This window comes from Granulibacter bethesdensis (assembly GCF_001889545.1).
Classification (GTDB): domain Bacteria; phylum Pseudomonadota; class Alphaproteobacteria; order Acetobacterales; family Acetobacteraceae; genus Granulibacter; species Granulibacter bethesdensis_B.
Genome location: NZ_CP018194.1, coordinates 1,202,731 through 1,215,392 on the forward strand (window position 1 = coordinate 1,202,731; position 12,662 = coordinate 1,215,392).

The 12,662-nt window shown below is 59.8% G+C and carries 14 protein-coding genes and 1 riboswitch; of the genes, 2 read left to right on the forward strand and 12 right to left on the reverse strand.

Annotated features, from left to right (window positions below):
- From GbCGDNIH8_RS05470 to hisG, 4 genes are all read right to left on the reverse strand, one after another.
- The gene (locus tag GbCGDNIH8_RS05470; RefSeq protein ID WP_072572392.1) at nucleotides 1–621 is read right to left on the reverse strand and encodes a Maf family nucleotide pyrophosphatase; all 621 of its coding nucleotides are present in this window, start codon (nucleotides 619–621) and stop codon (nucleotides 1–3) included.
- A gap of 19 nt (nucleotides 622–640) precedes the next feature.
- The gene (gene infA / locus GbCGDNIH8_RS05475; RefSeq protein ID WP_011631737.1) at nucleotides 641–859 is read right to left on the reverse strand and encodes a translation initiation factor IF-1; all 219 of its coding nucleotides are present in this window, start codon (nucleotides 857–859) and stop codon (nucleotides 641–643) included.
- A 139-nt stretch (nucleotides 860–998) separates the two neighbouring features.
- Nucleotides 999–2,288 carry a histidinol dehydrogenase gene (hisD, locus tag GbCGDNIH8_RS05480; protein ID WP_072572393.1) on the reverse strand — a complete coding sequence of 430 codons (1,290 nt, stop codon included), beginning with the start codon at nucleotides 2,286–2,288 and terminating at the stop codon, nucleotides 999–1,001.
- A 13-nt stretch (nucleotides 2,289–2,301) separates the two neighbouring features.
- Entirely contained in the window at nucleotides 2,302–2,958 is a 657-nt protein-coding gene (hisG, locus tag GbCGDNIH8_RS05485; protein WP_072573671.1) for an ATP phosphoribosyltransferase, read from the reverse strand.
- 239 nt (nucleotides 2,959–3,197) lie between these two features.
- Between hisG and GbCGDNIH8_RS05490 the strand changes: the two genes are divergently transcribed.
- Nucleotides 3,198–3,677, forward strand: a complete 480-nt coding sequence (locus GbCGDNIH8_RS05490; protein ID WP_072572394.1) for a glutathione peroxidase — start codon at nucleotides 3,198–3,200, stop codon at nucleotides 3,675–3,677.
- Nucleotides 3,678–3,681: 4 nt separating this feature from the next.
- Here GbCGDNIH8_RS05490 and GbCGDNIH8_RS05495 read toward each other — a convergent pair whose 3' ends face one another.
- From GbCGDNIH8_RS05495 to GbCGDNIH8_RS05515, 6 genes are all read right to left on the reverse strand, one after another.
- Nucleotides 3,682–5,898, reverse strand: coding sequence for a TonB-dependent receptor (locus GbCGDNIH8_RS05495; RefSeq protein ID WP_157692554.1), 2,217 nt, complete (start codon nucleotides 5,896–5,898; stop codon nucleotides 3,682–3,684).
- Nucleotides 5,899–5,932: 34 nt separating this feature from the next.
- Nucleotides 5,933–6,169, reverse strand: a riboswitch (cobalamin riboswitch).
- Nucleotides 6,170–6,220: 51 nt separating this feature from the next.
- Nucleotides 6,221–6,583 carry a hypothetical protein gene (locus GbCGDNIH8_RS05500; RefSeq protein WP_072572395.1) on the reverse strand — a complete coding sequence of 121 codons (363 nt, stop codon included), beginning with the start codon at nucleotides 6,581–6,583 and terminating at the stop codon, nucleotides 6,221–6,223.
- A 182-nt stretch (nucleotides 6,584–6,765) separates the two neighbouring features.
- A complete protein-coding gene (murA, locus tag GbCGDNIH8_RS05505) occupies nucleotides 6,766–8,028 on the reverse strand; it encodes a UDP-N-acetylglucosamine 1-carboxyvinyltransferase (RefSeq protein ID WP_072572396.1) in 1,263 nt (420 codons plus the stop codon).
- An 80-nt stretch (nucleotides 8,029–8,108) separates the two neighbouring features.
- Complete coding sequence (dcd, locus tag GbCGDNIH8_RS05510; protein WP_072563114.1) at nucleotides 8,109–8,663, reverse strand: dCTP deaminase; 555 nt, start codon at nucleotides 8,661–8,663, stop codon at nucleotides 8,109–8,111.
- 37 nt (nucleotides 8,664–8,700) lie between these two features.
- Nucleotides 8,701–8,931: a hypothetical protein gene (locus GbCGDNIH8_RS12825; protein ID WP_157692555.1), complete on the reverse strand. Its 231-nt coding sequence runs from the start codon at nucleotides 8,929–8,931 to the stop codon at nucleotides 8,701–8,703.
- Nucleotides 8,932–8,963: 32 nt separating this feature from the next.
- A complete protein-coding gene (locus GbCGDNIH8_RS05515) occupies nucleotides 8,964–9,302 on the reverse strand; it encodes a hypothetical protein (protein ID WP_072572397.1) in 339 nt (112 codons plus the stop codon).
- A 244-nt stretch (nucleotides 9,303–9,546) separates the two neighbouring features.
- Here GbCGDNIH8_RS05515 and GbCGDNIH8_RS05520 point away from each other — a divergent pair, with 244 nt between their 5' ends.
- Entirely contained in the window at nucleotides 9,547–10,128 is a 582-nt protein-coding gene (locus tag GbCGDNIH8_RS05520; protein ID WP_025320742.1) for an HdeD family acid-resistance protein, read from the forward strand.
- Between the two features lie 18 nt (nucleotides 10,129–10,146).
- On the opposite strand, the gene GbCGDNIH8_RS13050 is transcribed toward GbCGDNIH8_RS05520, so the two are convergent.
- A complete protein-coding gene (locus GbCGDNIH8_RS13050; protein ID WP_072572398.1) occupies nucleotides 10,147–10,347 on the reverse strand; it encodes a hypothetical protein in 201 nt (66 codons plus the stop codon).
- Between the two features lie 678 nt (nucleotides 10,348–11,025).
- The gene (gene fumC / locus GbCGDNIH8_RS05530; protein WP_072572399.1) at nucleotides 11,026–12,501 is read right to left on the reverse strand and encodes a class II fumarate hydratase; all 1,476 of its coding nucleotides are present in this window, start codon (nucleotides 12,499–12,501) and stop codon (nucleotides 11,026–11,028) included.
- Between the last annotated feature and the right edge of the window lie 161 nt (nucleotides 12,502–12,662).

The window sequence follows — 12,662 nt, forward strand, 5'->3', positions numbered from 1 at the left end:
TCAGAGCGAACGGAAGCCCAGCCCGCGCAGCAGCTGGGCAGTCTCGAACAGGGGCAGCCCGACGACATTGCTGTAGCTGCCGGACAGGAAACGGATATAGGCGGCCGCCAGACCCTGAATGGCGTAACCGCCGGCCTTGCCGCGCCATTCGCCGGAGGCGATGTAGGCTTCCTGTTGGAAATCAGTCATCCGGTTGAAGGTGACGGCGCTTTCAACAATTCGCTCGGCCCGTTTGCCGTCGGGGGCGATCACGACCACCGTGGTCCAGACGTGATGACGTCGACCGGAGAGCAGTGTGAGGCATTGTCTTGCCTCGGCCTCTGTTTCGGCTTTCGGGAGCGCGCGGCGACCAACCGCAACAACGGTATCCGCCGCGAGGATAAACGGCGCCGCCAGGGGGGCGTCAGAGTGTTCCTTGAGCGCGCGCATGGCCGCGTCCGCCTTGCCCTGGGCAAGACGGCGGGAGAGAAGGCGTGGAACCTCCCCTTTCACAGGTGTTTCATCGATGTCGGTGGCGAGGGTCAGGGCCGGTATGACCCCGATCTGGGCCAGCAGGGCCGCCCGGCGAGGGCTGGCGGAGGCCAGTACAAGCGGGTACGCGGTGGCCGGTTGATCCGGCATCACGTCAGAGCCCGCCCGCTTATTTGAAGCGGAAGGTGATGCGGCCCTTGGTCAGGTCATAGGGCGTCATTTCGACGTTGACCCGGTCACCTGCCAGCACGCGGATACGGTTCTTCCGCATCTTGCCGCTGGTATGAGCCAGAATAGAATGCTCATTGTCCAGCTTGACGCGAAACATCGCGTTGGGGAGCAGCTCCATGACGGTGCCGCTGAACTCGATCATGTCCTCTTTAGACATCAGAACTCTTCAATTGTGTCGATTGCGGGCGGAACATGGGGCGCGGCGGCCGCCACGTCAAGGAAACCATGCGGGGGGCAGGCCCGCGCTGGATGCCTGATGGCAGAAAAGCAACAGCAAGAAAGCGTGTGGCAGGGGTTTACTGCCCCAGTCGCAGGGCGATGCTTCTGGCATGGGCCTGCAAACCCTCGGCCTCGGCCAGAGTCACGGCGGCGGGACCGATGCGCTGCAATCCGCTTTCCTCGGCGGCGATCCAGGTGGTCCGCTTCAGGAAATCAAACACTGACAGGCCGGAGGCAAAGCGGGCTGTCCGGTTGGTCGGCAGAACGTGATTGGGGCCTGCGACATAATCCCCCAGCGCTTCCGGGCAGAAACTGCCGAGGAAGGCTGCACCGGCATGGCGGATACGGGCAAACAGACCGGCAGGATCATCTGTCATGATCTGAAGATGCTCCGGGGCCAGACGATCAGTCAGGCGGGCCGCTTCATCCCAGTCCCGCGCCAGAATGATCGCGCCGTGATCACGCCAGCTGGCCCCGGCAATGGCGGCGCGGGGCAGGGAGGGAATTTCCTGTTCCACCGCTGCGGCCACGGCGTCAGCAAAGGCCGGGTCGATGGTGATCAGAATGGATTGCGCGGCTTCGTCATGCTCCGCCTGTGCCAGCAGGTCGACGGCAACCCGGCGTGGAGACTGGGCCGCATCGGCCAGCACCACGACTTCTGACGGACCGGCGATACTGTCGATTCCCACCCGGCCGAATACCTGGCGCTTGGCTTCGGCAACATAGGCATTGCCGGGACCGACAACGCGATCCACCCGCCCGATCGTAGCAGTACCGTAGGCAAAGGCTCCCACTGCCTGCGCGCCGCCGATCCGGTAGATTTCAGAGACACCGGCCAGCCGTGCCGCTGCCAGTACCAGCGGATTCAGCACCCCGTCCGGCGCGGGAACGCACATGGCGATGCGCTCCACCCCCGCCACCCGGGCCGGAATTGCGTTCATCAGCACGGAGGACGGATAGGCCGCCTTGCCACCCGGCACATACAGCCCGACCGCATCCAGCGCGTTCCAGCGCATGCCGAGCGTGATGCCATCCTCATCATCCAGCAGCAGATCACGCGGCATCTGGGCGCGATGAAACCGCTCGATACGCTTTGCCGCCAGCGCCAGCGCCTCGGTCTGGTCAGAGGGAACGCGGGCAATGGCGGCGTCGATCTCTGCCTCCTGCACCCGCATGGTCTCTTTCGTCAGGGTAAGACGGTCGAAGCGGGCGGTGTAGTCCAGTACGGCTTCATCACCGCGTGCGGCGACATCGGCCAGAATTGCCGCCACCGCCTGATCGACAGTGGCGCCGCTTTCCCGGGGGGAGTTCAGAAACGCGGCAAAGCGGGTCTCAAAATCCGGGGCGCGCGTGTCAAAACGCTGCATTCTGGCTCTCCGCTCAGGCGTTCAGGGCGGCGCGGAAGCGGGCAATCCAGTTGCCGATTGCCTCCGGGCGGGTTTTCAGGGCGGTGCGGTTGACGATCAGCCGGCTGGTGACATCGGCGATGACCTGTGTTTCCACCAATCCGTTGGCTTTCAGGGTGGAGCCTGTCTGGACCAGATCCACAATCACCCGTGACAGGCCGAGGCTCGGAGCCAGCTCCATCGCACCATTGAGGTGAACGATTTCAGCCTGCACACCGCTGGCGGCAAAGTGCCTGCGTGCAATGTTGGGGTATTTGGAGGCAACCCGCACCCGCGACCATGTGCGCGGATTGTCGTGCCCGGCTGTTGTCACCGGCTCTGCCACGCTGATGCGGCAGGCACCGATTTTCAGATCGAGGGGCGCGTAGATTTCCGGATAGTCGAATTCCATCAGCACATCCGCGCCGCAGATGCCAATCTGCGCACCGCCGAAAGCGACGAAAGTGGCTACATCGAACGGACGCACCCGCACCACGTCCAGCGCCGGATCATGGGTTGGAAAGCGCAGGCGGCGGCTGCTTTCATCCGCATAATCGGCGGCGGGATGAATCCCGACCTTATCCAGCAGAGGCTGGCACTCGGCGAGAATACGGCCTTTCGGCAGGGCCAGTACCAGAGGTGCATCCAGCATGGCGGTGCTATCCCCGTCCCCTGCCGACGCGGCGGTACCCGAAGAATGAAAAGAGGTGCCGGGAGCGTCACCGGCTGTCAGCGGAACGGTCATGCGCGCCGTCTACACCGGCAGGCGCGGCGGGAAAAGGCCGCATGACACCTGATTGCGGGCTATCAGGCGCAATACAGCCATCCGGTCGCCTCTGGCCTGATGGAGAGAGCGGGTTTATCCCGTCCTGGATCAGGGTGGAGACAGCAATGACCAGTCTTTATGATTTTCAGGCCACCATGCTGGATGGGCAGGTTGTGCCACTGTCGCGCTGGCATGGGCAGGTGGCGCTGGTCGTCAATACGGCCAGCCGTTGTGGCTTCACCCCGCAATATCAGGGGCTGGAAGCGCTTTATCAGCGCTTTGCTGCTTCCGGCTTCGTGGTGCTGGGTTTCCCGTGCAACCAGTTCGGTGCGCAGGAGCCGGGGAATAGTGAGGAGATCAGGACTTTTTGTGGTACGCAGTACGGCGTCAGTTTCCCGATGTTTGCGCGGGTGGAGGTCAATGGCACCAACGCCCATCCGTTGTTCGACTATCTGACCCGTCAGCGCCGTGGCCTGCTGGGAACACGGCGCATCAAGTGGAATTTCACCAAATTCCTGATCGGGCGGGATGGGGTAGCGGTGGCCCGTTATGCCCCGTCCTGCAAGCCGGAAAAGCTGGAAAAAGCGGTTTCCGGGTTACTCTGAGGGATCAGAACTTTACATTGGCCGCGAATGTGATCGTGCGTGGCAGCCCCAATATCCATTGCTGGCTGCCATAGGTGGTCACGGCATAGGCGGTATCGAACAGGTTGGAGACCCGCGCTGCAAGACTCAACTGATCGACCGGCTGCCAGTTCAGACCCAGATCAACCACGGTATAGGCCGGGCGTGCATTGGCATTGGCGTTGTCGGCAAATGCCCGCCCGACAAAGCGCAGTCCCGCCTGCGCCTGCCAGCGTGGTGCGAAAGCCCATTCCGTCCAGAGATTGGCGGTTTGCAAGGGGACATTGGGCGGCGTGTTGCCATTGCGTGAGACCGGAACACCGCCGGATGTTTCAGTAAAATCATCAAACCGCGCCTGAAGGATGCTGCCATTGGCATTGACGCTCCAGCGGGGTGTGATGGAGGCGCTGACATTCAGCTCCAGCCCGCGCGAGGATTGCTGTCCGATCTGCTGGGTGATGCCGGGATTATTCGGATCGGCCGAAAGAAGATTATCCCGCGTGATGTCATAGGCTGCGAGAGTCCATTGCAGCCTGCCATCGGCCAGATCCTGCTTGATCCCGATTTCTCCCTGACGGCCATGCGACAGGGCAAAGGCGGCATTGGCGAGGTTGGTCGTGATCAGTGTGCTGGCAGGGGGCAGAACGCTGGTCGAATACTGCCCGTAGAGAGACAGCGTCTGCACTGGCTGATAGACAACGCCGACACGCCATGTCGGGGCGTCATAGGTTTTATCGAATGGTTTGCCAGTGGTGGGCATTGCATTGTGGAGGTCCAGATGATCGAACCGCACCCCGGCCAGAATTGAGATCTGGCGCGTAATCTGGAGCCTGTCTTCCAGAAACGGAGCGACCTGCCATGTGGTGGTCTGAATATCCTTCCGGTTTCCGGCCAGATTGATGAAGAAACCGGGATTGATATTGTCGAGCGGAACCAGAGACATGCCTCCGAACGGCGCATTGCTGAACCGGCTGAAGGTGATGTAATTCGCCTCGATCCCGGCCCCGAACGTATTGCCAAGCCCGAACAGCGTATGGTGCCAGGTGCCATCCAGCCGGTCGCCATATTGTTCCTGCTGGTGCGTCAGGTCGAGGTAACCGTCCCGCTGTATCATGTTGCTGGCGGGCAGATAGCGATAATTCTCTGCATTTACCCAGTGCCGGTTGGTGGTAAGGCGATAGGCGATGTTGCGCAGGGTCAGGCTGGCGTTTGGCGTCCATTCGGCATGGAGATTGGTCCAGTCATCCTCATAATGCAGGATGCTGTTCTGGACGTTATAATTCTGGTCGCGCAGGGAACGGTCCAGTGATCCACGTACCAGCGGAATGCCGTAATACCGCATCGGGTCCTGCATGGCGTGATCATGAGAGACCGTCACAGTGAAATCCTGACTGGGCCGGTAGCGGAGTGCGCCCTTGAGATCCAGACTGTCCGAATTGCCGCGCTGGACATAGCCGCTGGACATCTGCCCGGCGATATCCAGCCGATAGCTGAGGGTGCGACTCAGCGATCCACCACTATCCAGTGCCAGACGGCGGGTGAGATTGGTATCCACCAGCGCTGCGACTTCGTTGCGGATTTTCCCCTCGAAAGGCTGGCGGGAGACGACATTGACCACTGCTCCGACTGCGCCCTCGCCATAGATGACGGAGGCCGGGCCGTGCAGCACTTCCAGCCGCTCGGTGCTCCATGTATCGAAGGGAAAGGTGACGGTGCCGGCACCGGGATACAGCCTGACGCCGTCAAAAAGCTGCATGACCGCAGCCTGACCGGTGAAGCCGCGTGCGCTCAGCGCGGTGCCGCCATTGCCAGGTGTGCCGATCATGGTGATGCCAGCCTCCCGGCTGACGGCGGCATCGACACGCAGATCGCCGCGGGCGCGGATTGTGTCGCCCTCCAGCGTATCGACACTGGCCGGGGTCTCCATGGGCGTGAGACCCAGACGGCTCCCGGTCGTGTTGGTCTGGTTCAGAGAGAGTGTGCCGGCGGCTTCACTCGTTGCGGCCTGTCCCTGCACCGACAGGGCAGGCAGGGAGCTACCCTCCTCTGCCGCAAAAGCCGCAGGCGATGGCAGCAGGCACGGTGTTGCAAAAGCAAGCGGCCACAGGCTGGAAAATCTGGTTCTGGTGATTTTGTGGCTGGCATGGGCGTACCCTGCCGCTCCGTGACGCTCTGCGCGCCGGAACTGGTCTTTCGTCATCATGTCCCCCATCTCCGGGACACCCCGCCCGGATGGTTGTGATCCATTGACGACGGCAGGTCTCCTGGCTCGCGATGTGGAAACGGTATGCCTCCAGCCTTCCCGGATCATTCCGATCCAGTGGCAGCCCATCCCGGCTGGAAACCGAAGAAGAGCGCGGAGGACACCTCATCGCTGACAGTTGCGGGGGCAGCTGCCGACTTGCCGCCCGAAGGCAGCGCACGGCATTCCCTTTCTCGCCCGCTCGCGCGGGACCGTCGCGAACGGTTCTTTAGCGGAATGTTACAGGAAAGGCAGCAGCAAAATCCTGCTGGCCCAAAGATTGTCAGGCGGCGGCGGGCTTGCGCAGAAGCATGACGATCTGATCGGTGATCAGTGCGTCCCGATGATAAGCCTCCAGCAAATGAGGCGGTACTTCCAGACCGGTCGTTGTGCGATAGTCGCTAATCACCTCAAACCCCGTTGCTTCAGCAATACTGCACAGTTGCGGAGCCGTTACACGGTTGAGGGTCTCGAATGTCTCCCACAGGGCGGCTCGTTCGGTCGCGGTATCTGCTTCCGGAGGAATGTAGACGGCCCATTCGTTTCGGACTTTTGCCGATGTGTCTGGGGCATTGAAAAGGCGGCGGCGGAATTCATCAGACTGAAGCGAAAGATGCGCCCAGGGTTCCCCCACCCATGGCATCATGTGAGAGCCATTCGGCGAATAGTACAGCCGGTTGATTTGCAGGTTTCTGTCAGCCCGCCTGAAATGATGCCCGTCACCGTGACAAAGTGACAAACTTGGTACGATACAGGGGATCCCGTATATTTTCGATCAGCTGTTCGATCTGCATCATTGTCTCCAGAAAGGGGGCAGTCGACAGCTGCCTACCCGCTGATCCGCTCGATATCCGCGCCGCAGGCCGAGAGTTTTTCGGCCACGCTCTCGTATCCGCGGTCGAGGTGATAGACGCGATTGACGATGGTTTCCCCCTCGGCGGCCAGCCCGGCGAGGATCAGGGACAGGGAGGCGCGGAGATCGGTGGCCATGACCGGGGCACCCGAAAGCTGCGACACACCGCGCACGATGGCAGAGGCGCCGTGGACGTTGATGCGGGCCCCCATCCGGTTCAACTCCGGCACATGCATGAAGCGGTTTTCGAAAATGGTTTCGGTAACCATGGAGGCCCCTTCCGCAACCGACATCAGCACCATGTACTGAGCCTGCATATCGGTCGGAAAGCCTGGATAAGGTTCGGTCATCACATCGACGCCATGCAGACCGTTGCGGCGGCTGACCAGCAGGCCGGATTCCTGTTCCTCGATCTCGACCCCGGCCTCCCGCAGGGTACGAGTGACCGCGCCCAGATGATCCAGCCGGGCATTGCGCAGCAGCAGGCGGCCACCGGTAATGGCTGCAGCGCAGGCATAGCTGCCGGTTTCAATCCGGTCGGGGATGATGCTGTGTTCAGCGCCATGCAGGCGCTCCACGCCCTCAATCCGCAATTCGCCGGTGCCGATCCCCTCGATTGTGGCGCCCATGGCGATCAGGCAGTGGGCCAGATCCTCGATTTCAGGCTCCCGTGCCGCATTGCGCAGGGTGGTGATGCCGTCCGCGAGGCTTGCCGCCATCAGCAGGTTTTCCGTAGCCCCGACCGAGGGCATCGGCAGTACGATATCCGCCCCGCGCAGGCGGCCCTGAACGCGGGCGTCGATATAGCCGCTTTCCAGTGTGATGACGGCCCCCATCTGCTCCAGCCCCTTGAGGTGCATATCCACCGGGCGCGTGCCGATGGCGCAGCCGCCCGGCAGGGAGACGCGGGCTTCTCCACAACGGGCCAGCAACGGGCCCAGCACCAGTACGGAGGCCCGCATTTTCCGCACGATGTCGTAGGGTGCCTCTGTATTGGTGATCTGGCCGCCAAGGGAGAGGATGCGACCCAGCGGATCGAGCCGCTCCACAGCGATGCCGTGTTGCTCGATCAATGCTTTCATGGTGCCGATATCGGCAAGGCGCGGAACATTGCTCAGGACCAGCCTGTCATCCGTCAGCAGACCGCACGCCATGACCGGAAGAGCGGCATTTTTCGCTCCGCCAATAGCGATTTCCCCGGCCAGCGGATGCCCACCGCGAATCCTGATCCGATCCATATTCTTCAGTCAGCTCCGTTCATAACGCGATCATTCCTGCTGGGATGGCAGATGAGAGTGCCGGGCGCGGGCAGAGCCCCTTACATACGGGGAAGGGAGACGCCTCGTTGCCCCATATATTTGCCTGCCTTGTCGGCATAGCTGGTCTCGCAGTCGCTGTCGCCGCGCAGGAACAGGAACTGGCAGATGCCTTCGCCTGCGTAAATACGGGCGGGCAGGGGAGTGGTGTTGCTGATCTCAATCGTGACCTGACCCTCCCATTCCGGTTCCAGAGGGGTAACATTCACGATGATACCACAACGTGCATAGGTGGATTTACCCAGGCAAATAACCAGAACGTCTCGTGGAATCCGGAAATATTCGACGGTATGGGCCAGCGCGAAGCTGTTGGGGGGGATGATGCAGACCGGGCCTTTCCGATCCACGAAGCTGGCCGGGCTGAACGCCTTGGGATCAACGACCGCAGAATCCACATTGGTGAAGATTTTGAACTCATCTGCGACGCGGGCATCATAGCCGTAGCTGGACAGGCCATAGCTGATCACGCCGTCCCGCTTCTGCGTTTCGACGAATGGCTCGATCATGCCGTGACCGGTCGCCATCTGACGAATCCAATGATCGGGCATTATGGACATGGCGATGAACTCCCCGCACGCATTGTCGGGGTCTATCTCACCCGCGTTGCGGGGACAACAGGGGGCTTTCCCCGGTCGTCTCGTTTGGCTCCGTCACGGCAGTTGTGGGGGAGGGGGAAGGAGCCTGACGGGCTCGCTGCTGGGCCTTGCGGCGCAGAAGATTGGCGCGAAGCGCCTCGGCCTCCCTCGCTCGTCTTTCGGCAGAAGGTTCGGGTGGACGTGCGGAATTGCCCTCACGGTAATCCGGGTGATGCTCACGCTCGGTCATAGCGGGCTTTTTGCGCAGCGTTCTGACAGAAATCAAGGAGTCCAGTCGTCGATATTCGGGATGGTGTCGGAGAGCAGGGCATCCTGTGATGTCATGGCACTCCCCTGATAAGTCTGGAACGAGGTGTTCTGATATGGCTTGGCCACGGGGGAGGAAATGCGCACGGGCACCCCAAAGATGCTGAAATCTGGTTCATCATCATCTGTAACGGGGCTCTGCTGGGTGGAGGGAATGTTCATCCCTTGTCCTTTTCCATCTGCTGAAATGGACGTGCTGTGTTTTGCGCGGGCCTGTGCATCCGGCGCTGTGGAAACGCCACAGGCCAGAAAGGTCAGGGCTGCCAGCGCGATGGGAAAACGATGTGCCACCATGAGGGGCCTCCGGGGAGTGTCTAGCTGTGTCTGAGTCTTAAATAGGACTGTGACAACAACGTTGCCAATTAAAGGAGCGTAAAACCATAAAAATATATTTTGTTAAAATATGTCAGGTGTTGGCAGGCTGCTTCACGTCAGGCATGGGCCGTCCAGGGGGGAAAGGGGACTATACAGAATAAAACTGTGCCGTTGTCGGAGGATTAATGCCATCCTGCACAAAACATTCTGGAGCATTCTGTTGATGAGCGGTTCCTTTCCTCCTTCACCTTCTTCCGGCCCGGTTTTTTCAGGGTTGTCGCGTGCCGGATCGGGCATTCTGACTCTGGAAGGTATCCTGCTGCTCATTCTCGGCATCGGTGCCTTGCTGGTGCCGGTTCTGGCCGGGATATTCACAGCCGGCATGATCGGATGGCTTCTGTTCATCATCGGCGTGATGGGACTGATCAGCACTCTCGCCAGCCGTCCGCATCTGCATCTGGCAGGGGGGCTTCTGTCCTCACTGGCTGCGATTCTGGTCGGATTGATCGTGGTGCTGTTTCCCGCCGGAATGGCGGTAGCCCTGTCGTGGCTGATCGCAGCATGGCTGATGATGGATGGTGTATCCTCGATCATGATCGCCACGACCGCGCGTCAGATCAACGCCGGACGTTGGTGGTGGCTGGTTATCTCCGGTATTGTCGACTGGGTGCTGGCTCTGATGATTGCTTTCAGTAGTGCGACAACCGGTATTGCACTGGTCGGCACGCTGATCGGGATCGATCTGCTGATTGGTGGTGTAGCGATGCTGGGTCTGGCGCATAATCTGCGCGCCGGAACACGCTGACGGTCAATGCAGACAGGTTTATGCTGCGAGCGTATTCTTGTAAAAACGACCATCTTTCATGATAATTTTGAAATTCCTGCCCGGATCGGCAATCAGCGTAATGTCTGTAAGCGGATTGCCATCCACGAGCAGAAGATCGGCATAGGCTCCTTTTTTCAGCACGCCGATTTTTACCCGAATAGGGGCTGAGCGGGTCGCATCATTGCAGCAATGTGCCATTGGTACCGGTTGCCGATGCGCAGGATGTTTGCATTGTCGTACCAGCGCGTCAGCGTGGTCAGAATGGCACCCTGATTTTTGGTCATGGTCGGATTGAACAGGTTTTTGATCCTTCCGGGTGAGGATTGGCAAATTGTTTGTCGAGGAAAGCCTGCAGGCAGAGACTGCGGTCTTGATCGCGCGGGAGGTGCAGGCATGGACGGTTACATAGGTATTCCAGTCCTCCGCGCAGGCAACGGCAGCCCTGAATTCGGGTTGGGTGTACTGGCTGACATCAAGCGGATCATAATTTGACGTCATGCCGCCATATGCTGGTGAAGCTTCGCAACAGGGTTCTGTGCGCTTCCTCCGTTTCTATGGGTGTACTGTGGCCGATATCGGCTGTCATCATTCGCTCATGGGTAAGGCGGCCATGATGAGCCTGGCAAATCCCGGGCTGTGACAAAGACATGGCCCGGTTTCTGCCAGTTCGACAGTATCACATCGACGTATGGCCATCTCCGGGCGGATGTTGTCGGCAAGAGTCTCCAGCCAATCCTTGGAACAAAGGGAAACATATAGTTCCCTTCTGCAGAACTGTCAGAACGACAGAGGTATTTTCTGCGAAAAGTTGAGGGTTTCCCCTGTTTCGACCGGGTGCGCAATCATACGCACCCGGCTGAATGAAGGATATCAGATTCAGGCGCCTGCAACACCTTCACCGACCAGTTTCTGCGGGTCGACCACCCGATTGAACGTTGCCTCGTCCACTTTGCCGGATTTGAGTGCTGCTTCCCGGAGCGTTGAACCATCAGCATTCGCCGCTTCGGCGATATGGGCTGCATTGTCATAGCCGATGACCGGAGACAAGGCAGTGACCAGCATCAGGGACTGATCAACGCTCGCGTCGATGCGTGCGCGGTTCAGCTCCGTGCCCTCAATGGAGTACACGCGCATCTTTTCGCACATATCGCCGAGGATACGTGCGGAATGCAGCACATTATTGATAATGATCGGCCGCATGGCGTTCAGTTCGAAATTACCCTGACTGCCTGCGAACGCCACCGCATTGTCTTCGCCGATCACCTGGATGCAGACCATGACCATGGCTTCACACTGGGTCGGATTGACCTTGCCGGGCATGATGGAGGAACCCGGCTCGTTCTGCGGCAACAGCAATTCACCCAACCCGCAGCGCGGGCCGGAGGCAAGCCAGCGAATATCGTTGGCGATTTTCATCAGCACGACAGCCAGTCCACGCAGGGCAGCCGAGGTGGCCACCATCGCGTCAAGCGAGCCCTGAGCCGAGAACTTGTTCGGCGCGGTGATGAAGGGTTTGCCCGTCAGTTCGGCAATCGTCTGGGCAATATCATGCCCGAAGCCCTTCGGCGCATTCAGGCCGGTTCCCACGGCGGTGCCGCCGGCGGCCAACTTGTACAGACCCGCTTTGGAAGCGATGACATTGGCAATGGCATCCCGCACCTGCTGGGCGTAGCCGGACCATTCCTGACCAACGGTCAGCGGTACGGCATCCTGAAGGTGGGTGCGACCTGTCTTGACTACGTTCATCCACTGGCTCGCCTTGGCTTCAAGCGATGCCGCGAAGGCTTCAGCCTGCGGCAGCAGGACGGTATCCAGTTCCAGCACGGTCGCGATATGCATCGCGGTCGGGAACGTGTCATTGGATGACTGGCCCATATTCACATGATCATTAGGGTGAACCGGAGCCTGCGCACCCAGCGTCCCTCCCAGAAGCTGGATCGCACGGTTGGACAGGACTTCATTGACGTTCATGTTTGACTGTGTGCCGGAGCCCGTCTGCCAGACATAAAGCGGAAAATTGTCATCCAGCTTGCCGGCAATGGTTTCCTCGGCCGCCTGAATGATGACCTTGGCGCGCCAGTCTGCAAGCCGTCCAGCCCTGGTATTCACGATGGCGGCTGCTTTCTTGACGTAACCGTAAGCGTGATAAACTTCTTTCGGCATTTTATCGTTGCCGATGGAGAAGTGCTTCAGCGACCTCTGTGTTTGCGCACCCCAGTAGCGATTTGCCGGGACCATCACGGTACCCATGGAATCAAATTCCTGCCGCTCGCCGGCAACATCCAGGCCGATCGGAACATCTTTATAGACAGGAGTTTGGTCAGTATCAGGTGAAGAGGGGGGATTGGTCATTTCGGTATCTTTTCCCACTTGAAATGAGCGGCCTATGGAGGATGCCTAGGAATTATATTAGCGTAAATTGCTGCATATTCACTGCTTTCAGAAAAGAAAAAATTTATAAAATGAAGCACTCCTGTATCGTCGTACAGGCTTTCTGTGTGGCATTATAGGTA